The 26,405-nt window shown below is 71.1% G+C and carries 22 protein-coding genes and 3 pseudogenes; 8 read left to right on the forward strand and 17 right to left on the reverse strand.

What is annotated here, in order from left to right; all coding sequences use genetic code 11:
* Positions 1-43: 43 nt before the first annotated feature.
* The 6 genes from WBG99_RS12140 to WBG99_RS12165 form a co-directional block, all read right to left on the reverse strand.
* Positions 44-466, reverse strand: a complete 423-nt coding sequence (locus tag WBG99_RS12140) for a TadE family protein (RefSeq protein ID WP_338896344.1) — start codon at positions 464-466, stop codon at positions 44-46.
* A complete protein-coding gene (locus tag WBG99_RS12145) occupies positions 463-2,076 on the reverse strand; it encodes an AAA family ATPase (RefSeq protein ID WP_338896345.1) in 1,614 nt (537 codons plus the stop codon). The genes WBG99_RS12140 and WBG99_RS12145 overlap by 4 nt, the downstream gene beginning before the upstream one ends.
* A 226-nt stretch (positions 2,077-2,302) precedes the next feature.
* Entirely contained in the window at positions 2,303-3,019 is a 717-nt protein-coding gene (gene cpaB / locus WBG99_RS12150) for a Flp pilus assembly protein CpaB (protein WP_338896346.1), read from the reverse strand.
* A gap of 205 nt (positions 3,020-3,224) precedes the next feature.
* Positions 3,225-4,145 (reverse strand): hypothetical protein, encoded by a 921-nt coding sequence (locus WBG99_RS12155; protein ID WP_338896347.1) that lies wholly within the window; start codon positions 4,143-4,145, stop codon positions 3,225-3,227.
* 521 nt (positions 4,146-4,666) lie between these two features.
* Positions 4,667-5,977, reverse strand: coding sequence for an Nramp family divalent metal transporter (locus WBG99_RS12160; protein WP_338896348.1), 1,311 nt, complete (start codon positions 5,975-5,977; stop codon positions 4,667-4,669).
* A gap of 360 nt (positions 5,978-6,337) precedes the next feature.
* A complete protein-coding gene (locus WBG99_RS12165; RefSeq protein WP_338900310.1) occupies positions 6,338-6,748 on the reverse strand; it encodes an ATP-binding protein in 411 nt (136 codons plus the stop codon).
* A 417-nt stretch (positions 6,749-7,165) separates the two neighbouring features.
* Between WBG99_RS12165 and WBG99_RS12170 the strand changes: the two genes are divergently transcribed.
* Positions 7,166-8,539, forward strand: a complete 1,374-nt coding sequence (locus WBG99_RS12170; RefSeq protein WP_338896349.1) for a M14 family metallopeptidase — start codon at positions 7,166-7,168, stop codon at positions 8,537-8,539.
* 81 nt (positions 8,540-8,620) lie between these two features.
* On the opposite strand, the gene WBG99_RS12175 is transcribed toward WBG99_RS12170, so the two are convergent.
* Positions 8,621-9,289 carry a hypothetical protein gene (locus tag WBG99_RS12175; protein ID WP_338896350.1) on the reverse strand — a complete coding sequence of 223 codons (669 nt, stop codon included), beginning with the start codon at positions 9,287-9,289 and terminating at the stop codon, positions 8,621-8,623.
* Positions 9,290-9,434: 145 nt separating this feature from the next.
* Between WBG99_RS12175 and WBG99_RS12180 the strand changes: the two are divergent.
* Together WBG99_RS12180 and WBG99_RS12185 are read left to right on the forward strand one after the other, a co-directional pair.
* Positions 9,435-10,714, forward strand: a pseudogene (locus WBG99_RS12180) (amino acid deaminase).
* Positions 10,715-10,806: 92 nt separating this feature from the next.
* Positions 10,807-11,125: pseudogene (locus tag WBG99_RS12185) on the forward strand (D-aminoacylase); the annotation flags it as partial.
* A gap of 9 nt (positions 11,126-11,134) precedes the next feature.
* Here the strand turns inward: WBG99_RS12185 and WBG99_RS12190 are convergent.
* Both WBG99_RS12190 and WBG99_RS12195 read right to left on the reverse strand, forming a co-directional pair.
* Positions 11,135-12,043 (reverse strand): serine protease, encoded by a 909-nt coding sequence (locus WBG99_RS12190; RefSeq protein WP_338896351.1) that lies wholly within the window; start codon positions 12,041-12,043, stop codon positions 11,135-11,137.
* Positions 12,044-12,215: 172 nt separating this feature from the next.
* Entirely contained in the window at positions 12,216-13,088 is an 873-nt protein-coding gene (locus WBG99_RS12195) for a hypothetical protein (protein WP_338896352.1), read from the reverse strand.
* Between the two features lie 223 nt (positions 13,089-13,311).
* On the opposite strand from WBG99_RS12195, the gene WBG99_RS12200 reads away from it, so the two are divergent.
* Together WBG99_RS12200 and WBG99_RS12205 are read left to right on the forward strand one after the other, a co-directional pair.
* Positions 13,312-14,523 (forward strand): pyridoxal phosphate-dependent aminotransferase, encoded by a 1,212-nt coding sequence (locus WBG99_RS12200; RefSeq protein WP_338896353.1) that lies wholly within the window; start codon positions 13,312-13,314, stop codon positions 14,521-14,523.
* A 121-nt stretch (positions 14,524-14,644) separates the two neighbouring features.
* Positions 14,645-15,124, forward strand: a complete 480-nt coding sequence (locus WBG99_RS12205) for a hypothetical protein (RefSeq protein WP_338896354.1) — start codon at positions 14,645-14,647, stop codon at positions 15,122-15,124.
* A 366-nt stretch (positions 15,125-15,490) separates the two neighbouring features.
* Here the strand turns inward: WBG99_RS12205 and WBG99_RS12210 are convergent, their stop codons facing one another.
* The 7 genes from WBG99_RS12210 to WBG99_RS12240 all read right to left on the reverse strand — a co-directional run bounded on the left by WBG99_RS12210 (position 15,491) and on the right by WBG99_RS12240 (position 23,699).
* On the reverse strand, positions 15,491-16,651 hold the full coding sequence (locus tag WBG99_RS12210) for a hypothetical protein (protein WP_338896355.1): 1,161 nt from the start codon (positions 16,649-16,651) through the stop codon (positions 15,491-15,493).
* A 231-nt stretch (positions 16,652-16,882) separates the two neighbouring features.
* A complete protein-coding gene (locus tag WBG99_RS12215; RefSeq protein WP_338896356.1) occupies positions 16,883-17,701 on the reverse strand; it encodes a PP2C family serine/threonine-protein phosphatase in 819 nt (272 codons plus the stop codon).
* A 1-nt stretch (position 17,702) separates the two neighbouring features.
* Entirely contained in the window at positions 17,703-18,464 is a 762-nt protein-coding gene (locus WBG99_RS12220) for a hypothetical protein (protein ID WP_338896357.1), read from the reverse strand.
* 139 nt (positions 18,465-18,603) lie between these two features.
* Positions 18,604-19,764, reverse strand: a complete 1,161-nt coding sequence (locus WBG99_RS12225) for a hypothetical protein (protein ID WP_338896358.1) — start codon at positions 19,762-19,764, stop codon at positions 18,604-18,606.
* Between the two features lie 177 nt (positions 19,765-19,941).
* Complete coding sequence (locus WBG99_RS12230; RefSeq protein WP_338896359.1) at positions 19,942-20,496, reverse strand: hypothetical protein; 555 nt, start codon at positions 20,494-20,496, stop codon at positions 19,942-19,944.
* Positions 20,483-21,472, reverse strand: coding sequence for a serine/threonine-protein kinase (locus WBG99_RS12235; protein WP_338896360.1), 990 nt, complete (start codon positions 21,470-21,472; stop codon positions 20,483-20,485). The genes WBG99_RS12230 and WBG99_RS12235 overlap by 14 nt, the downstream gene beginning before the upstream one ends.
* A 400-nt stretch (positions 21,473-21,872) precedes the next feature.
* Positions 21,873-23,699: a phosphoenolpyruvate carboxykinase (GTP) gene (locus WBG99_RS12240; RefSeq protein WP_338896361.1), complete on the reverse strand. Its 1,827-nt coding sequence runs from the start codon at positions 23,697-23,699 to the stop codon at positions 21,873-21,875.
* Positions 23,700-24,050: 351 nt separating this feature from the next.
* Between WBG99_RS12240 and WBG99_RS12245 the strand changes: the two genes are divergently transcribed.
* From WBG99_RS12245 to WBG99_RS12255, 3 genes are all read left to right on the forward strand, one after another.
* On the forward strand, positions 24,051-24,809 hold the full coding sequence (locus tag WBG99_RS12245) for a hemolysin III family protein (protein ID WP_338896362.1): 759 nt from the start codon (positions 24,051-24,053) through the stop codon (positions 24,807-24,809).
* A gap of 139 nt (positions 24,810-24,948) precedes the next feature.
* On the forward strand, positions 24,949-25,242 hold the full coding sequence (locus WBG99_RS12250) for a hypothetical protein (RefSeq protein ID WP_338896363.1): 294 nt from the start codon (positions 24,949-24,951) through the stop codon (positions 25,240-25,242).
* Between the two features lie 61 nt (positions 25,243-25,303).
* Positions 25,304-26,029, forward strand: coding sequence for a Mut7-C RNAse domain-containing protein (locus WBG99_RS12255; protein ID WP_338896364.1), 726 nt, complete (start codon positions 25,304-25,306; stop codon positions 26,027-26,029).
* Between the two features lie 55 nt (positions 26,030-26,084).
* Here WBG99_RS12255 and WBG99_RS12260 read toward each other — a convergent pair.
* Positions 26,085-26,330, reverse strand: a pseudogene (locus WBG99_RS12260) (class I SAM-dependent methyltransferase); the annotation flags it as partial.
* Positions 26,331-26,405 lie beyond the last annotated feature (75 nt).

Below are 26,405 nucleotides of genomic sequence, written 5' to 3' on the forward strand. Positions count from 1 at the left end.
CTCGTCAACTCCTCTCGGGGGTACGGATGCTGTGGCGGTCGGGTCAGTCGGTGTCGGAGTCGTTGGGCATGGTGACGGTGCGTTCCACGGTGACCGGGTCGAAGAGGGGGATCACGGAGGGGACGGTCACGGTGACCGTGGCCGTGGTGGTGTCGGTGCCGGGGCCCACGTCGGGTTCCGGGTCCAGCCAGGCGCTCGTCGCGGCCACGCCGGCGGCTTCCCCCGCGCCGGGCGACAGCGACTCGGCCCGCGCCGCCGCCCGCGCCGCCGATCCCGCCTGGCTGATGGCGTAGCCGACGAGGCCGAGCTGGATCGCCGCCATGCCTACGAGTAGGAGGATCGGGAGGAAGCCGGCGAACTCCAGGATGGAGGCGCCTCGGTCGTTCCAGCGGCGGGGGCGCGGCTTCGGTCCCGTCGCGGCCGGTTCGGCACCGCCGGGACGGGGGCGCTGGACGGGCGGAGTCATTCCGTATCCACCTCCAGTGCCGCCCCCGCTTCGCCGTTGACAGTCCAGCCGGCGTCGAAGCCGGGGAAGAAGAGGGGGACGTTCGCCTCGACCTCGGCCCGCATGACCGGGCCGCTGGGGGCGCAGTCGATGGAGGTGTCGCTCCAGGCGCCCGGGAGGTTCCCGGCGCCGGCGGCCTGGCAGGCGCCCTGGACGTCGCCGTCGACCGCGTAGGCCGCCGTGGCCGCGCGGGCCGCCTCGTCGGCCGCGTTGCCGGCGAGGGAGTAGGTGTAGCCGTAGAGGGCGGCCTGCCAGAGGATCGCCATGGTGATCAGGATCAGGGGGAACACCCCGGCGAACTCGAGGGTCACCGAACCCCGGTCGCCGCCCTTGCGGCGCAGGACGAGGGCGCTCCGGTCGCCGGCGGCCTTGCGGCGCCGGCCGCCACCGTTCTCCGGCGCGGCGACCAGTTCCAGTTCCCCGGCCAGCGCCCACAGCGCCTGCTTGACGGTCGAGCGGGCGTCGAGGTCCTGGAGGCGGCCCGCGTCGACGACGGACTGGAGTTCCTTGAAGGCTGCGGGGACGGCGGCGCGGGCCACCCTCGTGCCGGTGACCTTCTCGACCAGGGACGGCTGGATCTCCGTACCACGCGAGTGGCGGTTGACGACGGTCAGCGTCTCCTCGGCCTTACGGATCTGGAGGCGGTCCCAGAGGCGGACCATGCGTTTGGCGGCGCGGACCGCGACCACGTCCGGGGTGACCAGGAGGAGCGCCTGGTCGGCCGTTTCGACGGCCGCCGCGGTCGCGGAGTTCATCTGGGAGCCGCAGTCGACCACCACCACGTCGTGGCGCGAGCGGAGGGCCGCCAGGATCTGGCGGGCGACACGGTCCGTCACCTCCTCGCCGCGTTCGCCCTCGGCGGGGGCGAGCAGGAGGGCGATGCCGGTGTCATGGACGTACACCGCCTCCTGGAGGACACGGGGGTTGATGTCCGTGATCCCGGCCAGGTCGGCGACCGAGCGGCGGAACTGCACGTCCAGGTACGACGCCACGTCCCCGGACTGCAGGTCCAGGTCGAGGAGCGCCACCGTGCGGCCGGACGCCCGTGCCGCCAGGGCGAGCTGGACCGCCGCGACGGTTGCACCGACGCCGCCCTTGGCTCCGCTGACCGTGACGACGGTGCCGCCCGGGCCCGCGTACAGCTCCGGCGTACGGCTGCCGAGGTGGCGGCGCATGCCGGCGGACCAGGCGGCGGCGGCCTGGACGCGTTCGGCGAGGGCGTCGTAGGAGAGGGGCAGGTTGACGATGCCCCGGGCGCCGGAGTCCATGGCGGCGGTGAGGACGCCGGTGGTCGTGTCGGAGGTGACGAGGACGACGCCGACCGCCGGGAAGCGCAGGACGAGGTCGCGGACCAGGTCCAACGCCGGTACCGGGCCGATCCGTTCATGGACCAGCACCACCTCGGGCAGCTCGTCCAGCGATTCGGCGGCCAGTCGCGCGAGGGTGTCGAGCAGGGCGGTGGAGTCGGTGACGGGCGGTGCCGGTTCGGCGTCGGTCAGCTGGCTGAGCAGGGTGGTGAGGGCACTGGCCGACTCTACGTCCCCGGCGGCGGGGAGGACACGGATGGTCATCGGCGGATCCCCGTTCCGCTCACGGAGGTGTGGGGTCCGGCCGCCTCACACCGCCAACCCACCCGGGGCTCGCTCGGCACCCCGGCCCCCTTCGGCACCCGGCGCCCTTTCGGCTCACCGCCGCGCGGCACCCTCATCAGCATGCCCACCCGCGGGGGTGTTCGACGCATTCTCGTTCGAGCAGCCCCTCTGCGGACGTTCCGGACCGACCTCATCGCGGGGCCTCCTACTTGTCCTCGTCGAGGGTGTACGAACGGTCGTCCGGTACGACGACCGTGGCCTCGCCGCCCCCGACGAGGGCGAGACGGACGTGCTCGGCGAACGACTCGGCGAACGCGACGCGCTGGGCGTCGGCGGTGTCGAGCGCGAAGGTGATCGGGACGGCCTCGGTCGCCGTGCGCCGGCGGTCGCTGCTGGACTGGCCGGCTTCGAGGGCGGTGAGCCTGCCGACGTCGATGACGCGGGCGTCGGTGACGAGCAGCTTGGACGTGTCCTTGCCCGAGTCGCTGTCCTTCTCCTCGAACGTGGCGTAGATGTTGACCCGCGACCCCGGGTTGATCTTCCCCGCCACACCGGTGGACGCGTCGATCATGATCGCGATCTCCTGCTGCCCCGATTCGAGTCCGGGCCGGTCGACGATCATGTCCGACTGGAGCAGCGAACCCTTCTCCAGCCGGGTGACGGCGATCTTCCCGCGGATCTGCGCCAGATCGGTGACCGCCGTCGCCGACAGCCACCGCTCCGGCATCGTGATTTTCTCGAACTGGCCCGCCGACAGCTCCTTGTAGGGCGCGATGTCGCCCTTCAGCCGGTACGCGGTCACCTCGGGCCCGACCTTCGCGTTCACGTCACGGATCACCGAGAGCACCCCGGCGAAGGCGGCCAGGGCGCACAGGGCCGAGAGGACCAGCAGGATGACGCCGCGGCGCTGGCGTGAGTTCACTACATCTCACCTCGTGGGGACGTGCCGGGCACTTGAGCGAGCCTGCTTTTCCTGCTGGGAGTCCGGGGGTCGGTCCCCGAGTGATGCAGCATGAGCCGAACAACCTCGATCGGGGCGGGGGACGGACGGGGTCGGGCGGTCGGGCGGTCGGGGCCGGATGCGGGGAGCCTTGGCCGCTACGGCCCACGGAGTTGTCGTACGGCGGTCATGTGGCCCCCCGCGGCAGCGCGTGGACGGACCCGGAGCCGGGGCCCGGGACGGGTTCCGGTTCTCGTAACGGTGCCGCGCAGAACCCGCAACGGTCGCCGATGAGTTCCAGGCCGCACCAGTGGCACGTCTCGCGGCGTACGGACGACACGAGCTGGTAGAGCACGGAGACGTCACAGAGACCGGCGGCGAACTCGACGAGCTTGCCGGTCCCCCACCAGCGTGTGGAACCGGCCGGCAGCGGCACCGGCAGGGATCCCTGCACCTGCCAGGCCGGCGCGAGCGTCGCGGTGACCCAGTCGGACGGCGGTTGCGGCCCCTGCGCGACGAGCAGCCGGGTGGCGAACTCGGGTCCCGCGAGGGGCTCCTCGTCGACGGTGTTGAGCCGTACGAGCTGGGGCCGGGGGTTGGCCAGTACGGCGAACCGGGCGCCCGGCATCCACGACTTGGCGTGCGACTTCAGCGTGACCGGCACACGGTCGAGCTTGGCGACGGAACCGAGGAGGGCGCCGGCGTAGATGTAGTGCGCGAGGAGGCGCACGGAGGAGGCGAGCACCCCGGGGCTGAAGTCGCACAGGGACAGCTGCCGCAACTGCTGGGCGAGCAGGGCGAGTCCGAGCGGCGGCAGGTCGACGCCGAGCAGGGCGATGCGGTCGCTCTCCAGCACGGAACGCACGGTGTGCAGCCGCCGGGAGACGGCCGACTCGCCGGAGGCCGAGTGGAGGGCGATGACATAGCCGTGCTGCTCGATGAGCGCGTGCATGCCGAGCAGGGACCCTTCGAGCGTCTCCTGCGGCTGCACGACGGCGGGCGGGGTCTGCCGGTCATGCGGTGGGAGCACCAGATCGGAACTGGTGACGGCTATCGCGGTCGGCACGCTGCACACCACCCCGTTCACTGCGGCGAGGTGGTCGACCACCGCCTCAGACGGCCCCTGTGAGGATCGGCGTCCGCCTCGACGCCCCTCCTGCATCGTCTTGCATCAGCACCATATCCACGGCATGCCCCGATCAACACCGAATCTTCTTGATCGACTCACGGAAGGTACGGCCCGTACCCACGCAGAGTGAGACGCATATGCCCCAACTAGGCAGGCGTGAGCGGGGGTTGGGGCGACCCGGACGGGTGAACGGGTCTCCTGCGGGAGCGTTGACGGCTTGATGGGTGGACAGCGACCGCGTGGTCCCTCGGCAGGGAGCCACGTTCCGTTGACGTCGATGGCGGACTGAGAGCCGGGGAGCACCTGTGGCGCAGGTCACCGGAACCCTCCCCGTCTCGCGGAGAGACACGGGTGTGAGGTGTAAGAGGTGCATACGAGATGAGTGACCCTTCGTCGGCGCGGGTGCGGGCGCGGCGGCTGCCGCCGCCGCGGTTCCTTTCGGCGAGCGATCAGCTACGACCGCTTGATCTTCACGATCGGGTGAACCGCGAAGTACGGGCCTAGAGGAAGTCCGCCCACGGCTGGTCCCAGATCTGCTTCACCGCCAGGACCAGGAACAGCAGGCCCGCGACCGCCAGCATCGTGTTGCTGACCATCCCGCTGCGCCATTCCCGGGGCGTGCGGGAGGAGTTGAGGAGCCAGAGGAGGGTGGCGGAGAGGAAGGGGAGGAAGGCCGCGCCGAGGACGCCGTAGAAAATGATCAGGCGGAACGGCTGGCCCTGGAAGAGCAGGACGATGGGCGGGAAGGTCAGCCAGAGCAGATACGCGCGGAAGGGCCACGAGCGCTCGCGTCGGCCGGAGGCGACCTCCTCGCCCGTCACCTCGCCCTTCCTGCGGAACCGCTCCACGAAGTCCGCGAACATCAGGCTCACGCCGTGCCAGACGCCGATCAGGGAGGTGTACGAGGCGGCGAAGAAGCCGATCAGGAAGAACTTGGCGGTGGCCGTGCCGTACTCGTCGGCCAGGATGTCGCCGAGTTGGATCAGGCCCTTGTCGCCGCTCGCGATGGCGATGTTCGCGGAGTGCAGCAGTTCGGCGCCGACCACGAGCATCGCGATCACGAAGATGCCGGTCGTGATGTACGCGACCCGGTTGTCGAGGCGCATGATCTTCATCCAGCCGGTGTTCGTCCAGCCCTTGGCGTTGACCCAGTAGCCGTAGGCGGCCAGCGTGATCGTGCCGCCGACGCCGCCGATCAGCCCGAGGGTGTTGAGGATCGAGTCCTTCTCGTCCGGCAGGACGGGCAGGAGGCCGGCGAAGGCGTCGCCGAGGTTGGGCGTGACGCGGATCGCGAGGTAGACCGTCACCACGAACATGACGCCCACGAGGACCGTCATGACCTTCTCGAAGACCTCGTACCTGTTGAACCAGACGAAGACCAGACCGGTCAGGCCGCAGGCGATGGCCCACCACTTGAGGTCCATGACGTCCGGGAAGAGGGCCTGCAGGGGCAGGGCGCTGGAGGACATCGCCGCCGCGCCGTACACGAAACCCCAGATCACGACGTACACGACGAAGAACGACGTCGTCCAGCGGCCGAGGCTGGCCCAGCCGTCGAAGAGGGTGCGGCCGGTGGACAGATGCCAGCGGCCGGCCGCCTCGGCGAGGGAGATCTTCACGACACAGCCGATGACGGCCGCCCACAGCAGCGTGTAGCCGAAGTTGCTGCCCGCGATCAGGGTGGCGACCAGGTCGCCGGCGCCGACACCGGTCGCGGCGACGACGATGCCGGGGCCGATGTACTTCCAACTGGACTTGCGGGGGGCCGAAGTCGCGTCCCCGATAGCTGTGTTGTCCGTGGTGTCAGCCATGCCGATCAAGAAAGCGCAAAGCGGGGGCGGGCACAAGGGGGCGTGCGGTGAAGGAAACCGGGGGTGATCTTGAGGATTCCGGGAGCGCCGGGGGGCTGATGCCGACGGTCCGCAGACGGCGCGTGTCGGCGGTGCGTAGGGCGGTGCGTCGCGGTACGGACACCGGTCGTGCCGGCGGACGCGCACGGGCTTCGGCGGACGCGCAGGGTCTCGACGGACGCTCACGGGCCTGGCGCATAGGACGGACGCTCACGGGCCTGGCGCATTGGGACGACGGGCCCCGGCGGCTGGGCGTGCCGTCGGGGCCCGGGCTGTGGCTCCGGGGCGGTCGGGTGTCGTCGCTCGCCGGAACTCGGCGGGCTACTTCGGCTGTCGCCGACCACAGCCGTCGGACCCGCACGTGCCGAGCTCGAACCACACGGTCTTGCCCGGCCCGTCCTGGTGGCAGCCCCAGCGCCCGGCGAGCGCGTCCACCAGGAACATCCCTCTGCCGCTCTCCGATATGCCCGGCGTCCGGCGTAACCGGGGCGGGCGGCCGTCCGAGTCCGACACCTCACAGCGCAGTACGCCGTGCGCGGCCGACAGGGTCAGCTTCAGACGGCTCTCCGCGTGCACCAGCGCGTTGGTGACCAGCTCGCTCACCAGGAGTTCCGCCGTGTCGGTCTGGTCGAGCAGTCCCCACCCCTCCAACTGCCTGCGCACCTGCGCGCGGGCCTGTGCGGCGGCGGTGGGGCGTGGGTCGTACTCGACGCTCAGGTGGCCCGCCCCCATAGGTGGTTGGGGGTACGAGGCGTAATGGGGGCCGGAATCCGGAAGGAGTCCCCCGGAGAGTTGCAGCATGCTTCCAGGGTTGCCCCCGCGTGCGCCCCGCACACGGGGAGGACTACCTGTTTCCGACCGTGCATATACCTGTCTCCCGCCCCGGTACGTCCGTAATTGCAGCCGTACGGGGCGGATTGGCATGTACGTGGGCGTGTGCGGCTCGTTTCGGCCACGCGAACCCCGCACTCGCCACCCGCTCTTGACCTGGTCATGCCACGCCCGCACCATGAGCGCCACACCCGCACCAGGGTCCGGCGGACACCCCACGGTCGCCGGCCGGGCCCGAGGCACGTCGCAAGGATCCACCCCCCGCTCCACTCCCCACTTCCGGAGACCCCGGAATCCCTGGAGAAAACAGGAGACTTCATGCGACTCCGCATACGCGGCAGCTCGGCGACGCCCGGCGGCACGGGCAGGAGATCAGGCCGCCGTACCGCCGCCCTCGCCACCCTGCTGGCGCTGGCCCTCGCCGGGCCGGTCGCCACGACCTCCACGGACGCGACGGCGACCAGCGCCGAGCGGCCCGGGGCCTCGGCGGACGACATCCGCCAGTACGAGGTCCATATGCACTCCGACACCAAGTCCCGCACGGCGCTGCAGCGGGCCGGCGTGACCGTGGACGACGCCGACGACCACACGGTGTTCATCTCCGGCCGCGCGGACCAGGTCAAGAAGCTGAGGCAACAGGGCTACGAGGTCACGCCGCTCGGCGCGGTGCCGGACCGGTCGAACGGCGAGGACGACGTACGGCTCTTCGACTTCCCGTCCGCCGACTCCCGCTATCACAACTACGCGGAGATGACGAACGAGATCGACTCCGTCGTCTCGGCGAACAGTTCCATCGCCAGCCAGCGGGTCATCGGTACCTCGTACCAGGGCCGGAACATCGTCGCCATCAAGATCAGCGACAACGTCGGCACGGACGAGTCCGAGCCCGAGGTGCTGTTCACCCACCACCAGCACGCCCGTGAGCACCTCACCGTGGAGATGGCGCTCTACCTGCTGAACGAGCTGACCTCCGACTACGGCACCGACTCCCGGGTCACGAACATGGTGAACAACCGCGAGATCTGGATCATCCCGGACCTCAACCCGGACGGCGGCGAGTACGACATCGCCAGCGGTTCCTACCGCTCGTGGCGCAAGAACCGGCAGCCCAACAGCGGTTCGTCGGCCGTCGGCACCGACCTCAACCGCAACTGGAACTACCGCTGGGGCTGCTGCGGCGGCTCGTCCGGGTCCACGTCCTCGGACACCTACCGGGGTCCGTCCGCCGAGTCGGCGCCCGAGGTGAAGGTCGTCGCGAACTTCGTCCGCAGCCGGGTCGTCGGCGGTGTCCAGCAGATCAAGACGGGCATCGACTTCCACACGTACAGCGAGCTGGTGCTCTGGCCGTTCGGGTACACGACCGCCGACACGACGACCGGAATGACGGCGGACGACCGGAACGCGTTCGCGGCGGTCGGCGGGAAGATGGCCGCCAGCAACGGATACACGCCTGAGCAGGCCAGTGACCTCTACGTCACGGACGGGTCGATCGACGACTGGCTGTGGGGCAGCCAGAAGATCTTCGGATACACGTTCGAGATGTATCCGTCTTCGGGCTGGGGTGGCGGGTTCTACCCGCCCGACGAGGTGATCGCCCGGGAGACCGCGCGGAACCGGGACGCGGTGCTGCAACTGCTGGAGAACTCGGACTGTATGTACCGGTCCATCGGCAAGGAGGCGCAGTACTGCTAGCGCGGCACTGCCGGCAGCAGGTGGCTATGTGAGCGGGGAACTGCGGGCCGTACGTGGCCGGGCGCGCAGTTCCCCGCGCCCCTACGAAGCGTCAGCGTCGTCGTCGACGGCGGCGGCGGCGTCCGCGTCGTCGTCGAAGTAGGCGTCCAGGACCTCGTCGATCCGGGTTTCCCACTCGGCGTGTTGGGACTTGGCCGTGGCCTCGATCTCGATGGGGTACCAGCGGCTGTCGGGGGTGTGGACCGTGACGGTGAAACGCTTGCCGAAACGGGGGGACTCCGTCTCGATCGCGCCGATCTCGTCCCAGCCGAAATCGCACTCCTGGTCGTCCAGGCGCAGCCGTACGCCACGGCTGTCGGCGACGATCTTCGCGCGGCGGTCGGAGGCCTCGAAGACGGGGCCGTCGTCCGTGTCCGCGCCTTCCGAGTCCTCCGCGCCTTCGGAGGACTCGGAGTCTGCGGAATCCGCGTCCGCCTCGTCATCGGCCTCGCCGTCGGAGTCGGCCTCGACACCGTCCGAGGTCTTCTCGACGGACGTCTTCTCGGCGGAGGCCGGCTCGTCCTGGTCCGGGGCGGCCTCGTCCGGCTCCTCGGCCTCGGCGGGTTCGACCGACTCCGTCGGCTTGGTGTCCTCCGGCTCCTCCTGCTTCTCCTTCTTCACGGACACCGGTGCCGTGAGTCCGGGGATGTGCGACGGGTCGACCGCGGCGGCGGCCAGGGGCTGGTTGTTCGAACCGATGCGCTGCTCCACAGCGGGCAGTATGGTCGACGACCCTGTGCCGGGAACAGTCGGGCAGGCATATGTCCGCATCTGGGTTTCCCGGCCGCACACCTGCAAGCGATATGCGCAATGAACGTTGCACACGGTGCAACGCGTCTCGTCAGGGAGGCTCTTCATGAGTGTCGTGCGTGTCGATGGGCTCGCCCGTCTGGCTGCCGAACGCGTCGACCACCGCTTCAAGGGCCTCCCGCCGGACGCCGACGGCCTGACGGTGGCCGAGTTGGCCGCCCAGCGCCGGAACCTGTTCACCGGCGGCTTCACCACCCCCGTGCTCGCCCTGTCCGCCGAGCGCCTGGAGCACAACCTGGCGCTGATGGAGACCTACTCCGCCCGTCACGGTCTCGCCTTCGCCCCGCACGGCAAGACGTCCATGGCACCGCGGCTGTTCTGGCGGCAGATCGAGCGCGGCGCGTGGGGCATCACCCTCGCCGTGCCCCATCAGGTGCGCGTGGCGAGGAAGTTCGGGATCGAGCGGATCTTCCTCGCCAACGAGGTCGTCGATCCCGCCGCCCTGCGCTGGTTCGCCGCCGAACTCGCCGCCGACCCCTCCTTCCGGCTCGTCTGTTACGTCGACTCCGTGCGCGGTGTGGAGCTGATGGACGCGGCGCTGCGCGGTTCCGCCCGCCCGGTGGACGTCGTCGTGGAGCTGGGCGCGGGTGAGGGCGCGCGGACGGGGGTCCGTACGGAGGCGGAGTGCGCGGCGGTCGCGGACGCGGTGGCCGGGGTCGGCACACTGCGGCTGGTCGGGGTGGCCGGCTACGAGGGCGAGGTGCCGCGGGCCGACCCGGAGCGGGTGCGGGCGTGGCTGCGCCGGCTCACCGCGCTGGCCGTCGACTTCGACAAGACCGGGCGGTTCGCGGGGCTGGAGGAGATCGTGGTCAGCGCGGGCGGCAGCGCCTGGTTCGACGCGGTGGCCGAGGTGTTCGCCGAGATCCCCGAACTGTCCGTGCCCGTACTGAAGTTGCTGCGGTCCGGCGCGTACGTCTCGCACGACGCGGGGCACTACCGGCGGGTGACCCCCTTCAACCGTGTCCCCGAGGAAGGCGCCCTGGAGCCCGCCTTCCGCCTCTGGGCCCAGATCGTCTCCCGCCCCTCCCCCGCCAGGCCTTCGCCAACGCGGGCAAGCGCGACGCCGCGTACGACCTGGACCTGCCCGCCGCCGAGGCCGTACGGGACGCCGGCACGGGCGCGGTCCGCGACGCCACCGGGATCACGGTGACGGGTCTGTCCGACCAGCACGCCTGGCTGCGCACGGAGACGGGGGCAGAGCTGGAGGTCGGCGACTGGGTGGGGCTGGGGCTGTCCCATCCGTGCACGTCGTTCGACAAGTGGGAGCTGATTCCGGTGGCGGAGGCGGACGGGACGGTCGTGGAGTACGTCCGCACGTTTTTCTGAGACCTACCGACCGGTACCGGAAGGTGGCGCACATGGGGCTCGCCGTGGGCCGGGAGGTCGCCGGGTTCGGCGGCGGCCACTGCCCGCGCCACCGCTCGTACGGGACGTTCCCGCACCGTCCCGGCCAGGTAGGCGGGGGAGTTGGGCGTGCTGTCGCTGGAGGAGCGCGTAGCCCACCTCACCTCCCGGCCCGCTGCCCGGCTCCGGCTCGCCGACCGTGGACTCGTCCGTGAGGGGCACGCGTCGGCCTCGTACGTCGGCCCGGCGACCGGGGCCGCCGGGCCGACGTACGAGACACCGCGCACGCTGCCCACCGGCATCCCGTACGCCCTGGTCGACGGCCGTTTCGCCGTCGAGGACGGCAGGAGGACGGACGTGCCGGCGGGCCGGGCTGTCCGGCGCGGCGCCTGAGGAGGTTCGCTACGGCTTGGGAAGTATGCAGCCGCTCCGGGTGAGGTCGAGCTTGTTGTCCACGCCGAAGCAGGCCGCGACGTGCCAGGTCTGCTGGGCGTAGTTGATGCCCCGGCGGACGGTCACCGTGCCGTTCGCGTCGACCTCGCAGGGGTTGTTCACGGTGCAGCGCTGTCCGGACTCGTTGCCCGTGTTGTTGACGCCGACGACCTTGCCGGTGGCGTCGTCGAGGACCGGGGAGCCCGAGGTGCCGCCGATGGTGTTGCAGGCGGAGGTGTAACGGATGGAGTCCTTCCAGGTCCAGTCACCCTCCTTGAGGCGGTACGCGTTCCCGTCGACACCGCAGCTGTAGATCCGCTTCCAGTACCCGGAGACGACCTTGATGGCGGTGCCGGCGGCCGGGCGGGCGGTGTCGAAGACGAGCGCGTCGATGCCGTACGAGCTCCTGATCTGCGCGTACGTGGTGGTGAGCTGGTACAGCGCCATGTCCGTGTCGGTCATCGTGCCGTACGCGATCTTGCTGGCGCGGAGCGTGCCGACGCGGGTGCCGGCGGAGTTGAGCAGGCCGAAGGTACGGCTGGAGGCCCGGTCGACGAGGACCTCGCCCGGGCGCGGGAAGCCGCTCTCCAGGCAGTGGCCGTTGGTCATCACCAGCGCCGGGTCGTTGTCCTCGGAGTCGGGCATCCGGACGACCGAGCCGGAGCAGTTGCTGAGCGAGACGGTGCCGGCGAAGTTGACGGCCTGGGCCGCGGGGGCCGCGGCGGCCAGGTCGGCGACGGTCCTGTTCGCCGTCTCGACGAGCGTGCCGACCGCCGTCTTCGCGGGCGCGTTCGCGGGCTCCGACGCCGCGACCGCGGGTGCCGCGCCCGCCCCGGTGATCACCAGGGCGAACAGCGAGGCAACGAGAGGTTTTCTCATGTGGGGGTCCCCTCTTGCTACGTGGGTGACGGAAGATCTTCCGGCCACCGCAGTTTGTCATGCGCATTGTGAAGGCGATGCGGGGGACGAGCAAGGAGTTGGTTCCGGCCGTGCGATCTTCGGCCAGGGGGTGACTGCCTCTCACCGGCCGCCGTCGAGCGGCCTCGTTGGGCTACCTGGGGCCCTTCGTGGATCCTTGGCCGCGGCCCTGGTTGCCGTTGGAGTTGCCTCGGGGCGAGGAGGACGCCGAGGCGGAGGCGGAGGGCGAGGAGGACGGCGTGGTGGAGGCCGTGGGGGGCGTGGTGCCGGAGGGCTCGGAGGTGGTGACGGCCGGGGACGGGCTCGGGGAGGTGTCCGGGGAGGAACCGCCGGGGGATGCCGTGGGCGCCGTGTCGGCGGATCCGCCGGCTGACGGGGAGGCCGCTTCCTCCTCGCCGGACCGGGCGCCGACCTGGGCGGACCCGACGGGCGCCGGGACACCCGGGCCCTCCTGGCCCGAGGGGCCGATCCCGGCCAGTCCCGCCACCGCGGCACCCACGAGCACCGCGGCGCCGATACCGCCCGCGATCAACGCGCCCCGCCGCCTGGCCCGACGCCGCCCGAGCCTGGCCCTTCGCCCGTCCGTGGGCCGCGCCCGACGCCCGGCCGCGTCCGGGACCAGGGACTCCGGGACGCCCGGCCCGCCCTTCGCCCCCCGGCCACCTGCCCCGTACGGCACATCGGCCCCGTACGGCACATCGGCCCCGTAGGGCGCATGATCCCCGTAGGGCGCACCGGTCGCGGACGTCTCGACCTCGCCGTACGACACGCGCCCCGCCGCCGTACCACTCCCACCCGAACCGGCACCCACGGGACCCGGGCCATGCGCCACGACCTCGTCCAGCTGCACGGTGTCGTCGTAGGCGTTCTGCCAGCCGTGGGCGGCGGCGGGGTCCCTGAAGGTCTCGTAGGCGGGGGTGGCGGGGGAATCGCCGATGGGGTGGTACACGTTCGGCGGAGTCCGGACGTCGGCGTTGTTCCGGTCCGGCCCGTGCGCCCTGTCCACGCCGCCCACCCCATTCATCTCGTTCCACTGCCTTCGTGTCGCGTGCCGTACGACCGTGTGTCATGCGGTCGGTGACCTGTGTGGGGGGCGGCCGGACCTGTTGGCGGATTCTAGAGAGGAGTGGGGCCGGGGGACAGCGGCGGGGCATTTCGGGGTATAGCAGCGGCCCCACGTGGTGGAAAACACGGTCCGGAAAGCGTTACCGGGCCGTAAGCTCGCGGACATGCAGGTGATCCAGTCGACCAAGCTCGCCAACGTCTGTTACGAGATCCGGGGCCCGGTGCTCGAGGAGGCGATGCGGCTTGAGGCTGCGGGGCATCGGATCCTCAAGCTGAACACGGGCAATCCGGCCGCGTTCGGCTTCGAGTGCCCGCCCGAGATCCTGGAGGACATCCTCCGCAACGTGTCGTCGGCGCACGGATACGGCGACGCGAAGGGGCTGCTGGCCGCCCGCCGGGCCGTCGTCATGCACAACCAGACCCTCGGCATCGAGACGGACGTCGAGCACGTCTTCATCGGCAACGGCGTCTCCGAGCTGATCGTGATGGCGATGCAGGGCCTGCTCGACGACGGCGACGAGGTGCTCGTACCCTCCCCGGACTATCCGCTGTGGACGGCGGCGGTGTCACTGTCCGGCGGCACCGCCGTCCACTACCGCTGCGACGAGCAGTCCGACTGGATGCCGGACCTCGCCGACATCGAGCGGAGGGTCACCGACCGCACCAAGGCGATCGTCGTCATCAACCCGAACAATCCCACGGGCGCTGTGTACGACGAGGCGATGCTGCGCGGCCTGACGGACATCGCGCGCCGCCACAACCTCCTCGTCTGCTCGGACGAGATCTATGACAAGATCCTCTACGACGACGCCACGCACACCCCGACGGCCTCGGTCGCCCCCGACCTGCTGACGCTCACCTTCAACGGCATGTCGAAGGCGTACCGGGTGGCCGGCTACCGGGTGGGCTGGATGTCGATCTCCGGGCCGCGCGCGCACGCCGACTCCTACATCGAGGGCCTGACGATCCTCGCGAACATGCGGCTCTGCGCGAACATGCCGGGCCAGCACGGGGTGGTGGCCGCGCTCAGCGGACGCCAGACGATCAATGACCTGGTGCTGCCGGGCGGGCGGCTGAAGGAGCAGCGGGACGTCGCGTACGAGCTGCTCACCCAGATCCCGGGCGTGACGTGTGTGAAGCCGAAGGGCGCGCTGTATCTCTTCCCACGGCTCGACCCCGACGTCTTCAAGATCAAGGACGACCGCCAGATGGTCCTCGACCTGCTTCGCCGGGAGAAGATCATGGTCGTCCAGGGCACCGGCTTCAACTGGGCCGAGCCCGATCACTTCCGGGTCGTGACCCTGCCTTCGGTCGGCGACCTGCGGTCCGCGATCACCCGGATCGGCAACTTCCTGGACGGATACGGGCAGGCCTAGCGCGGACAGCGGCAGGCGTGGGCGCCACGCACGAGATGGACGCACCAGGACTTTCGGACCTCGCTCAACTTTAGACGGAATCTAAGCTAGAGTGGTCGTCCGAGAGCTTGGAGGCCATCCCATGTACGAGCCGATCCGCACCAAGTCGGTCCACACGATGGCCGGCACGACATCCTCCGACTTCCCTCACCGTTCGCGTGAGGAAGAGCTGGACATCCAGCTCGCGGGTCATCTGGCGGCGCTGCTGGCGGCGACCGACGAGCTCCGCGCGCTGGCTCCCTCCGACGACCTCGACGTGGCCGCGGCGCGGCTGTCCGCGCGGGTCGCCCGGCTGCGGGGCGGGCGTCCGCCCGTACGGTCCTCGGCGGGCGCCGCCGACGGTCCCGAGCAGGAGGCAGCCGGGCTCCACCGGCGCGCCCACGACCTCGCGGGCCGCGCCCTCGTCGTCGCGGCGTCCCGCGCGGACACGGCGTCGGCGATCCTCGCGGCCGAGCGCATGGACGCGCACGCCGCCGCCTTCGCCGCCCCGTCCGCCCCCGCTCCCGCCGTGGCCGCCGCCTCCGCCGCCGAGTCGCTGCCGCGCGAGTTGGCGGCCCGCTGAGGCGGCGTGGCGCTGCGGCGCCGTAGCGCCACGGCGGAACCGCCGGAAGGCCGCTTCGTGACTAGCCGACGTGCCGCCGGGTGATGCCCCACCACGCCGACGCCCTACCGCACGGACGCCCTACCGCACGGACGCCCTACGCACGGGTGCCCCTCCGAACCGACGCCCTACTCACGGGTGCCCCTCCGAACCGACGCTCCCCCGATCTGTTGTCCCCTGCGCCGAAGGCTCCCCCGGGAGCCCGGCTTCCCCTGACGGCCCCGGTCCGCGTGCATCCGCAGCGACATGCGGACCGGGCGCCACAACCGCGGCCCGGCGGCAGGACCGGCCCGCGCGGTGCCTGGAGGTCCGCTCCGCCTGCCCCTCTCAGTCGAGGTTGGTCAGGAGCACGATGAGGAGGACCACCCCGAGGACCACGGCCAGGACCTTCAGCGCGGCGTACGGGGACGGCGGCCGGCCCGGCTGGGGTGGCGGGATGGGGACCGACGGGGGGCGGGGCCCGTTGAAGACGTCGTGGCCGGTGACCGCCGCTCGGGTGCACCAGGGGCAGGTCGGCAGGTGGGAGCCGTAGGTGTGCAGGGGCCGTACCGTGCAGGCGCGCACCCGGCCGCGCTCCTTGTCGAGGGCGCGGAGCCAGGCCTCGGCCGGGGGTCGGGCGGCGGGGTCCTGGACGCCGGGGCCGAAGGCGGCCCTGGCGAGGGTGAGGAGTTCGGGCGGCAGGACGGACGGGTCGATCGTGCCGCGCGGGATGGTGACCCGCTCGGGGCGGACGACATAACTGCAGCTCGCGGCGATGTTGTCCTTGACGGTCGACTCGGAGGCGCTCTCGTGCGGGACCCCGCCGAAGGGATGGTTGCCGGCGGTGAGCAGTTGGTAGACGAGGACGGCGAGGGCGAAGTCGTCGCTCTGCCGGGTCGCGGGGCCGCCCGTCTGGCGCTCGGGGGACGAGTAGTCCGTGGTGTGCATCAGGCACGGGAAGAGTTCGCCGGTGACCGGGTCGGTGAAGGCGATGGAGTCGCAGTCGAGGAAGGTGACGAAGCCGTCGGCGTCGACGACGACGTTGCTGCTGGAGAAGTCGCCGATGACGAGGTCGTCGTAGTGCATCCGGGCCGTCATGAAGGCGAGGTTCCAGGCGACGCCCAGCAGGAACCGCCAGTCGGCCCGGTGCGGGAAGAGCCTGAGGCGCTGGACGCGGGTGAACAGGCCCACGAGCTGGACGTGGCGGGGTTCGCCGAAGCGGCGCATCGCGTAGCCGAGGAACTCGCCCTTCGTGCCCCGGGCGATCGCGGTGGGCCAGGCCAGCTCCGGCGGCTGGTTGGCGTCCGTCGGGCGGGCGGCGAGCGGGGACATGGTGAGCATGCGGGCCAGCCGGCGCTCCTGGTCGGGGCCGGGCGTGTCCCGGTAGATCTTGACGACGATCCCCGCGTCGCCCTCCACCGGGAACACGGCCGCCTGCCCGCCGCCCTTCAGTGGCAGCTCGGCCAGGGTGACCCGCCTGCCGTCGAGAAAGACCGTCCGGCCGCTCATGGCCGTACCTCCGCATGCTCGTCGGACCGCTCATCACGGCTCACCACCGGCCACGTCCGACCGTGCCCGGCGGGGGCCACCAACGCCGGCGAACCGGTGGGGCCGCCTCCACCGCCGACGATGGCCGGTGGAGACCACCACCGCCCCGGCCACGGCCTGCCTTCTCCGGTTGCCGCCGGCCGTCCCGTCGGTCGGCGCCATCCAGCTCCTGGTCGTCGCCGCCGGGCCCGCTCAGTGCCGCTCAGTGCGATCCGTGCCGATTTCGCGCCGATCCGTGCGTACCGCCCGCAGCAGCGTCTTGTCGTCGGCGTTGAGGGCGGTGAGGCGGTCGGAGCGGAGGAGGGCGGAGAGGCTGGTGTCCTGGGCGTCCTCGGGGGCGGTGTCGAGGGAGCGGAAGACGGCGTCGGCGAAGGAGGTGTTGGGTGACTGGGCGCCGCCGGCCGGGCGGTTGAGCATGGCCTGGGCGAGGCCGTCCGTGGAGAGCAGCACCCCGTCGACCCCGGCGTCCGACACGCACTCGGTGTGCGTCCAGCGCCCCATGTCCGGCGAGGTCAGGAACACCGTCTCGTTGCTGTACTCGCTGGCCGCCGCGGCCTGCGGCAGCAGATGGAACTGCCGTTCCCCGTCCTCCGTCCCGGCCCGCACGACGACGAACCCGTCCCCCACGGTGAGGTGCCCGATCCAGCCGGGCGCGAGCACCACCACCGTGAGCGTCGTGGCGAAGTCCTGCGCGTCGGCGCCGGTCCGGTCGAGGAAGTCCGTGCTGACGTCGTGCAGGGCGTTCCGCAGCAACTCGTGCACGGTCTCACCCGGTCGCGCCTCCACGGCCGCCCCGGCCCGCCGCGCGAAGTGTTCCGCCGCGAGCTGCACCGCGAGCCGTGCGCCCTCCTCCGACCGGGGCCGGCTCCCGGCCCCGTCGGCGACGGCGAGCACGGCGACGGAGAAGGAGGTGGCGTAGGCGCAGGCGTCCTGGCAGGGCAGGCCCTGGCGCCGGTGCCGGTAGCCCTCGACGCTGAGCCCGTGGATCCGCCAGGGCGGAGCGGCGGTCACCTCACGCCTCCCAGGCGGGGCGTTGCGTCTTGAACTGACTGAAGATCTTCTCGAACACCTCGTCCCCCGCCCCCTTCTGCTCGGCGTTGGCGCTGGCGGACATCATCTGGAGCAGCTCCCGGAACGGGAACCCCTGCAACCGGGCGTTGAACTTCGGCGCGAACGCCCGCAGCACCCGCTCCCCCATGTCGGTGATCCCGCCGACCCCGATGGCGTACAGCCGGAACCGGCGCGCGCTCTGTTCCTCGGCGAGGACGTGGACCAACCGGTGCCAGGAGTCGGTGAGATGGCCGGTCGGGTCGGTGGGCAGCCCGTCCGTGACGAGGCAGATCTGCGGCCGGTAGTACTGCAGCCCTGACGCCCGCAGTTCGCTCTTGCGGGCCGCGACGATGTGCATGGCCAGCTCCAGCGCCTCCGTCATCAGGGTGACCCCGGCGGCCGTGAGCTGCGGGGCCTGGAAGGCGTGCGCGGGTATGAAGGGGCTCACCCGGCTGCGCGGGTCGAGGAGTCGGGGCCCGCGCCAGGCGCCCACGCCCTGGCCGCCGAAGGTGACGACGGCCACCTCGACGCTGTAGCTGAGGCTCACGTCGTCGTGGAGTTCGCGGGTCCACTCGGCGAGCGCGTTGTTGAGCGCCTGGATCGGCTGACCCGCCATGGAGCTGGACGTGTCGAGGCAGAGCACGAGCGGCATGCGCTGCGCGTTGTTCTCGAACTCGATGTCGGCGTACTCCGCCGGCAGCGTGGGCGGGTATTCGCTGTGCATCGTTCATCCCCCTGTGCTTCTGACGTTCGGGGTCGTGCCGGCGCCGCGTGGGCCCCGGCAGTCCCTTTCCGGGCGTGCTCCCCTGTCTCCGGGCGTGCCCCCTCTTTCTGGGCGTGCCTTCTGTCTCTGGGCGTGCCCCTTATCCGGGCGTGCCCTTCGCGTGCCGGGCGGCGGCGGGCGGGAAGGCGTACAGGACGTCGGAGTCGCGCTCCCGCGCGTCGGCGACGTCGACGAGTCCGCCGGGCGCGGGCGGCGGACGGCCGGGCTCGGCCCACACCGCCCTGCGCAGCACCCGGTCGAGTTCGACATAGCCCTGCGGATGCAGTTCGGTGCGTACGACCGCGGTCCGCGCGTGCGTCGGGCGGGCCCCGACCTGCCGTCCGTGGCGGGGCGCGGGTGTGACCCTCAGCCGGGCGGTGCTCTCGTCCCCGTCCGCGCCCCTGCCGCGCGCCGCGTGCGCCGGCGCCGCCCGCGCGGGGCCGCCTAGCCCCCGCGCGGGGCCGCCTTGCGCCCGCGCGGGGAAGACCGCCCGGCGCCCCACGGCCACCGGGCCTCTGGAGCGCCGGATCACGATCACGAACGCGAGGAGCAGCAGGGCGAGGAGAAGGCCCATCCAGAGGGCGGTCCGGGTGGTGCCGCTGTAGCCGGAGGCTTCGCTGTCGGGGGTAGCGGCTTCCTCGCCGTCGCCCTGACTCTTGTCGTCCCTATCCCCGTCGGCCTTGTCGCCCTTGTCGCCCTTGTCGTCGGCCTTGCCGGACCCGCTCGACGGGGCGGGGCCCGTGTCGTTCTCCACGGGTTCGACGGCGAAGACGTTGGCGGAGACGTCCGCCGCGAACCCCTTGTCGACAAGCTGCTTGCCGGGGAGCGTGCGCGACCCCGGCTCGGGGCCGACCTCGCCGCACAGCACGTTCCGGTCGCAGAGGCCGAGCGCCCGCAGGTCGGCCTCCGTCTTCGGCCGCAGCCGGTCGATCGTGGCACCGCGGTCGACGAGCAGTCCGTCGGCGAGGAGGAGAAGCGCCGTCCCGCCCTCGCCCGTACTCGTGCCCTTCGGCACCTGAACCACGAACGGGTGGGTGTCGTCGCGGAGCCGCTCGATGTCCTGCCGCTGCGGCGCCCCGATCTCCTCGTACTTCAAGGTCCCCCGCAGGGTGATCACCACGGGCCCGTCGGGGATCCGCTCGGCCCAGCACTTCAGCCGTTCCGTGAAACGGTCCTCCGCGCACGAGTCGGCCACCGCGACCGACGATCCCCCCGGCACCAGCACGACCAGCAGCCCCACCAGCGCACCGAGAAACGACAAACGCCCGATCGCACCCATCGCACCGACCCCCCGTGGCCTGAAAGGCACGCCCCCGCGGCCCTGAAAAAGCCCATCCCATAGTGGAGCAGGCGGCCGGGTGGCCGGAAGGGTTTGGGGAATTCCGCCAAGGGACTTACGGCGAGTTACGGCGATTTTCGATCAGTACGCCTTTCACTTCTACAACTTGAACACCTGATGGCAACGACTGAACATCTGCCGCGCCCGGTCCACCCAGTCATGGGCCAGGGCGTCGAAGTCCGCCTGGGTGATCCGGCACGTCAGCGGCAGATCGCAGACCCCGGCGAGACAGGGACGCGGACCGCGCACGTCCCACACGGAAAGCATGGGGTTCAGTTGTTCGGTATTCCATGCGTTCGACGCCGCGGCGGCGATGGCGAGTTGGTCCTGTCGCAGGAAGTTCCCGTCCGTGGCGAAGGCGACGAGGAGTTTCCTGGTCGTCATGAATCGCACCGTGACCACCCGTCCCGCCTCCTGGAGGTCGAATTGCAGGGACACGGAGACGGTGTCGTGCACCGTGTGGAGATTCCGCCGGGCGACCCAGTTCTGCACCAACTGCCGCCAGTGCGTGCCGAGGTCGTAGATCTCGGAGTTGCGCCCCGGATGCGAGTCACGCCCGGAGAAGGAGTCACGTCTCGCATACGGGTCGCGGCCCGCGTACGAGTCGCGGCCGGGGTAGGACTCGCGGCCCGGGTGGGAGTCAGGCACCGTCACGGACCACCGCCCCGGTGACCATGGCGTCGGTCAGCCCGGCGTCGAGCAGCGCCTGCGCGTGCAGCAGCAGACAGGAGGGCACGGACTCGCTCGTCGTACGGCGCCGGTGGCGGTCCTTCAGCTCCTCGTACCGCACCTCGATGGTCCGGGCCACCTGCGGCGGCGGCCACACCTCGGCCCCTCCGCCGTCCCCCACCAACTCCTCCAGGACGTCGGCGAGTCGAGGCCGGTCCTCGGGCCGCTTGGCCAGACAGCGGGCGACGAGGGGCCGCAGTCCCGCCGGTACGCCGTCGAGCCGGGGTGCTCCTCGTTCGACCTCGACCCGCACGCCCTCCCCGCCGCCGTGCGGTGGGCGGCCGGTGAGCGCGTACACCAGGACCCCGCCCAGCGAGAACACGTCGCTCGGCGGGCCGACCCGGGCGCCGCGGATCTGCTCCGGGGACATGAACGGCGGGGTGCCGACGACCACGCCGACGCGGGTGAGACCGGGGGCGCCGTCCACGCGGGAGATGCCGAAGTCGATGACGCGAGGGCCGTCCTGGGCGAGCAGGACGTTCGCCGGCTTGAGGTCGCGGTGGACGACACGGGCGGCGTGGATGGCCTGCAGCGCCTCGACCAGGCCGGCGCCGAGGGGGCGGACCTGGGCCTCGGGGAGGGGGCCGTCGGCGCGGACCGCTTCCGCGAGGGAGGGGCCGGGGACGTACAGCGTGGCCAGCCACGGGAGCGCGGCCGTCGGGTCCGCGTCCACCACCGCCGCGGTGTACGCGCCGCTGACCACGCGGGCGGCGGCCACCTCTCGGGCGAAGCGCTCGCGGAACTCCGGTTCGGCGGCGAGTTCGGGGCGGGCGACCTTGACGGCCACCTCCCGGCCGGCGGGTGAGCGACCGAGGTAGACCCAGCCCATACCGCCCGATCCCAGGCGGCCCACTATCTTGTACGGGCCGATCTTCATGGGGTCGCTTACGGGTGTACGCACCCCGCTCACCTCATTTCGGGGTTCGGTGCGGATGTCCCGAGTGTCCCGTGAAATCCCGTGCGCGGCAGTGCTTTTCGCCCCCTCCGCCCCTACCCGTCCGTCCTTGGGGGCGGTACCCCTTTGCGCCGTTGAGATTCGGGGTTGAGGAGCGTTGTCCGTCCGCGGGCGAGATGTGGTTGCTCGCGCAGTTCCCCGCGCCCCTGAAAGCAGGAGCACGGGGCGCGGCCCCTGCTTTTCGAGGGGCGCGGGGAAGGGGGCGAGCAGACCCCCACTCGCCCGCGGACGGACAACTACTGCAGGCCGCCGAACTCCCCCCGCCCAGGAGAAGTCCGCGGCCGGCCAAAGAGACGTCGCTGGTCAGGGCAACCCATATCCGGCCGGCCGCGGAGTCGAGGGGGCGTCAGCCCAGGCGCTGGACCAGGGCCCGGTACTCGTCCCAGAGTTCCTTCGGCGTGTGGTCACCGAAGGTGTTGAGGTGTTCGGGGATGAGCGCGGCCTCTTCCCGCCACACCTCCTTGTCGACGGTCAGCAGGAAGTCCAGCTCGGACGAGGACAGGTCCAGCCCCTCCGTGTCCAGCGCGTCCGGCGTCGGAAGGACGCCGATCGGGGTCTCCACACCCTCCGCCCTGCCGTTCAGCCGCTCCACGATCCACTTCAGGACGCGGCTGTTCTCTCCGAAGCCGGGCCAGACGAACTTGCCCTCGTCGTTCTTGCGGAACCAGTTGACGTAGTAGATCTTCGGCAGCCCGGACTGGTCCTTGCCCTTGGCGACGTCGACCCAGTGGCCCATGTAGTCGCCCATGTTGTAGCCGCAGAAGGGCAGCATGGCGAAGGGATCGCGGCGCAGTTCGCCGACCTTGCCCTCGGCCGCGGCGGTCTTCTCGGACGCCACGTTGGCGCCGAGGAAGACCCCGTGGTTCCAGTCGAAGGACTCGGTCACCAGCGGCACGGCCGTGGCGCGGCGCCCACCGAAGAGGATCGCCGAGATCGGCACGCCCTTGGGGTCCTCCCACTCGGGCGCGATGATCGGGCACTGCGCGGCGGGAACGGTGAAGCGGGCGTTCGGGTGGGCGGCCGGGGCCTCGGCGGACGGCGTCCAGTCGTTGCCCTTCCAGTCGGTCAGGTGGGCCGGAGTCTCCTTCGTCATGCCCTCCCACCACACGTCGCCGTCGTCGGTCAGCGCCACGTTCGTGAAGACGGAGTTGCCCCACAGCGTCTTCATCGCGTTGGCGTTGGTGTGCTCGCCGGTGCCGGGCGCGACGCCGAAGAAGCCGGCCTCGGGGTTGATGGCGTACAGGCGGCCGTCCTCGCCGAACCGCATCCACGCGATGTCGTCGCCGATCGTCTCGACGGTCCAGCCGGAGATCGTCGGCTCCAGCATCGCGAGGTTCGTCTTGCCGCAGGCGGACGGGAAGGCGGCGGCCACGTACTTCGGCTCGCCCTGCGGCGGGGTCAGCTTGAGGATCAGCATGTGCTCGGCGAGCCAGCCCTCGTCGCGCGCCATGACGGAGGCGATGCGCAGGGCGTAGCACTTCTTGCCGAGCAGCGCGTTGCCGCCGTAACCCGAGCCGTACGACCAGATCTCGCGGCTCTCGGGGAAGTGGGAGATGTACTTGGTGCTGTTGCAGGGCCACGGCACATCGGCCTGGCCGGCCTCCAGCGGGGCGCCGAGGGTGTGCACGGCCTTCACGAAGAAGCCCTCGGAGCCGAGCTCGTCCAGCACCGGCTGCCCCATACGGGTCATCGTGCGCATGGAGACGGCGACGTACGCGGAGTCGGTGATCTCCACGCCGATGGCGGAGAGCGGGGAGCCCAGGGGGCCCATGCAGAACGGCACGACGTACATCGTGCGTCCGCGCATCGAGCCCCGGAACAGGCCTTTCTCCCCCTGGAAGATCTCCCGCATCTCGGCGGGGGCCTTCCAGTGGTTGGTCGGGCCCGCATCCTCCTCGTTCTCCGAACAGATGAACGTACGGTCCTCGACCCGGGCGACGTCGGTCGGGTCGGAGGCCGCGTAGTAGGAGTTCGGGCGCTTGACCGGGTCGAGCCTGCGGAAGGTGCCCTTCTCGACGAGCTCCCCGCACAGGCGCTCGTACTCGGCCTCGGACCCGTCACACCAGACCACGTGGTCCGGCTGGGTCAGTTCGGCGATCTCGTTCACCCACGCCACGAGTTCTCGGTGGGTGGTCGGGACGGTTGAGGGGGGAGCCGCGATGTCGCGCGCCACGATTGCTCCTAAAATGAGGGATTTTTTGTTGGAGGCCCCGTGGGGGCTGCGACCCGGATGCTTCACGGTGGGATCTTCTGGGCGCTCATCCGGTGCCGACCGCACTCATTTGATCATCCGATGGTAGTGCCCATATGTCCAGAGGGCCCCACACATGAGCACAGTGACCATCGCCACTCACCCACCTCCACCCGGGAGGTTTCCGTGTGTCACCGCCGCCTCACCGCGGGTGTCCACGATTTCACCCGGCTACCCTCATGAGGGGCTCCGCGTGAGACGATGGCCACTTCGGGGGATGCGAACGACCCGCACGGTCCCGTAAGTTACGGCCCCGTAGGTACGATGCAAGGCATGACAGCGTCCGCCCCCGACGCGCACACGAAGACGCCGGCCGACGGCCGGCCTTCCGACGCGCGATCCCTGCCGCACCAGATCGCCGACCAGATCACCGATGAGATCCACCAGATCACTGACGAGATCAAGCCCAGGCTACGGGGCTGGCTGCATCTCGGCATGTTCCCGGCCGTGCTCGTCGCCGGCCTGGTCCTGACCGCCCTCGCGGACTCGACGCGGGGGCGCATCGCCTGCGGGATCTTCGCCTTCACCGCCTGTCTGCTGTTCGGCGTGAGCGCGCTGTACCACCGGGGCGACTGGAGTCCGCGCATGGACGGCATCCTGCGCCGACTGGACCACGCCAACATCTTCCTGATCATCGCGGGCACCTACACCCCGCTGACGATGCTGCTCCTGCCGGACTCCAAGGGCCGGTGGCTGCTGTGGGGCATCTGGGGGGCAGCACTCGCCGGCATCGCCTTCCGGGTGTTCTGGGTCGGCGCCCCGCGCTGGCTCTACACCCCCTGCTACATCGCGATGGGCTGGGCGGCCGTCTTCTTCCTGCCCGACTTCATGCGCACGGGCGGCGTCGCCGTCCTCGTCCTGGTGATCGTGGGCGGCGTCCTCTACAGCGTCGGCGGCGTCATCTACGGCCTCAAGCGCCCGGACCCGTCCCCACGCTGGTTCGGTTTCCACGAGGTCTTCCACTCCCTCACCCTCGCGGCCTTCGTCGCCCACTACGTGGGGATCTCGCTGGTGGCGTACCAGCACGCCTGACACCCGGGACCGCAACGGCCACGGCTTGCCGCCGTGGCCGTTTTTTCGTGCGCCCTCATTGACCCACACCATTTCATGACAGCTGATCTTATTTTATGGTCAATGTCACTGAATGAGGTGCGGCGGGACCCCGCCGCTGGTGGGCGCTCCGGGCCTGATGACGGGCGGCCTGATCGTCGCCGCCCGGGCGAGCGCCCCACTCGTCCAGCGCCTCGGCCCGCGCCCGGTGGTCACCGCCGGTCTCGCCGTGCTGTGCTTCGCCGAGCGCACCGGCCGCGACGAGGACGACCTCGAAGTACGGGTCTTCGCCATGGGGTTGATGGGCGCGCTGCTGGAAGGAGTCGTCTACTGGGCCGAGCACGACTACCAGCACGACCTGCTCCAGTTGATCGACCGCACCCTCGACACCTTCAAGGACCTGCCGAAGCGGTGACCCTCCGGGACCACCGGAAAAGCAACGGCCCACCGCCCGTCCGCCGTGGCATCCTGGCCCCGTGAACGGACCGGAGATCCTCGTCGAATTCGCCTCTGAGCTGGCCCTGTTCGTCCCACACGGCCGACGCGGCGACCCCAGCCGGGTGGTCACCGACGGCGTCTCGACCCTCGGTCACGTCATCGAGTCCCTCGGTGTGCCGCTGACGGAGGCGGGCGCGCTCGTCATCGACGGCCACGAGGTGCCTGTGTCGCACATCCCGGCCGACGGCGAGTCGGTGACCGTACGCCCGGTGACCCGCCCCCAGCACGTGCCGGGCGCCCCGCTCCGCTTCCTCCTCGACGTCCACCTCGGCACCCTCGCACGGCGGCTGCGGCTGCTGGGCGTCGACGCGGCCTACGAGTCCACGGACATCGGCGACCCCGCGCTGGCCGCACTCTCCGCCGCCGAGCGGCGCGTGATGCTCAGCCGCGACCGGGGGTTGCTGCGACGACGCGAGCTGTGGGCCGGAGCGTACGTCTACAGCACACACCCCGAGGACCAACTCCGCGACGTGCTCGACCGCTTCGCGCCCGAGCTGCGCCCGTGGACCCGGTGCACCGCCTGCAACGGACTGCTGAAGCCGGCGACGAAGGAGGAGGTCGCCGACCGGTTGGAGGGCGGGACGCAGCGGTCGTACGACGTGTTCGCGCAGTGCGCTGCGTGCGGGCGGGCCTATTGGAAGGGCGCGCACCACGAGCAGTTGGAGGCGATCGTGCGAGAGGCGTTGAGGATGCGTGCGGGGTGAGTCGTGCGCCGACCGCCCTGGCGCTGCTGGCGGTGCTGACCTGGGCGAACGGTTGGAGGGAGGCGTAGCGGTTGATGCCGGCCGCCGCGAGGAGGCCGCCCGGCTTGTTGACGCGGCGGGCCTCGGCGAGGGCCCGGTCTCGGTCGGTGCGGTCGGGGAGATGGTAGAGGGGGCCCAGGAGGAGGACGACGTCGTACGAGGCGTTTTCGGCCGTGATGTGGCGGGCGTCGCCCAACTCGACCGTGACGCCCATCTCTTCAGCCTGGGCGAGGTGGCGGGAGATCGGGTCGACGAGGTGAACCGCCACAGGTCAGGCCACGGCCCCGTGCCCGACGGACAACCGCCGGTACGGGGCCGTGGCCCTGATATGTGCGCT

Source organism: Streptomyces sp. TG1A-60 (genome assembly GCF_037201975.1).
Taxonomy (GTDB): domain Bacteria; phylum Actinomycetota; class Actinomycetes; order Streptomycetales; family Streptomycetaceae; genus Streptomyces.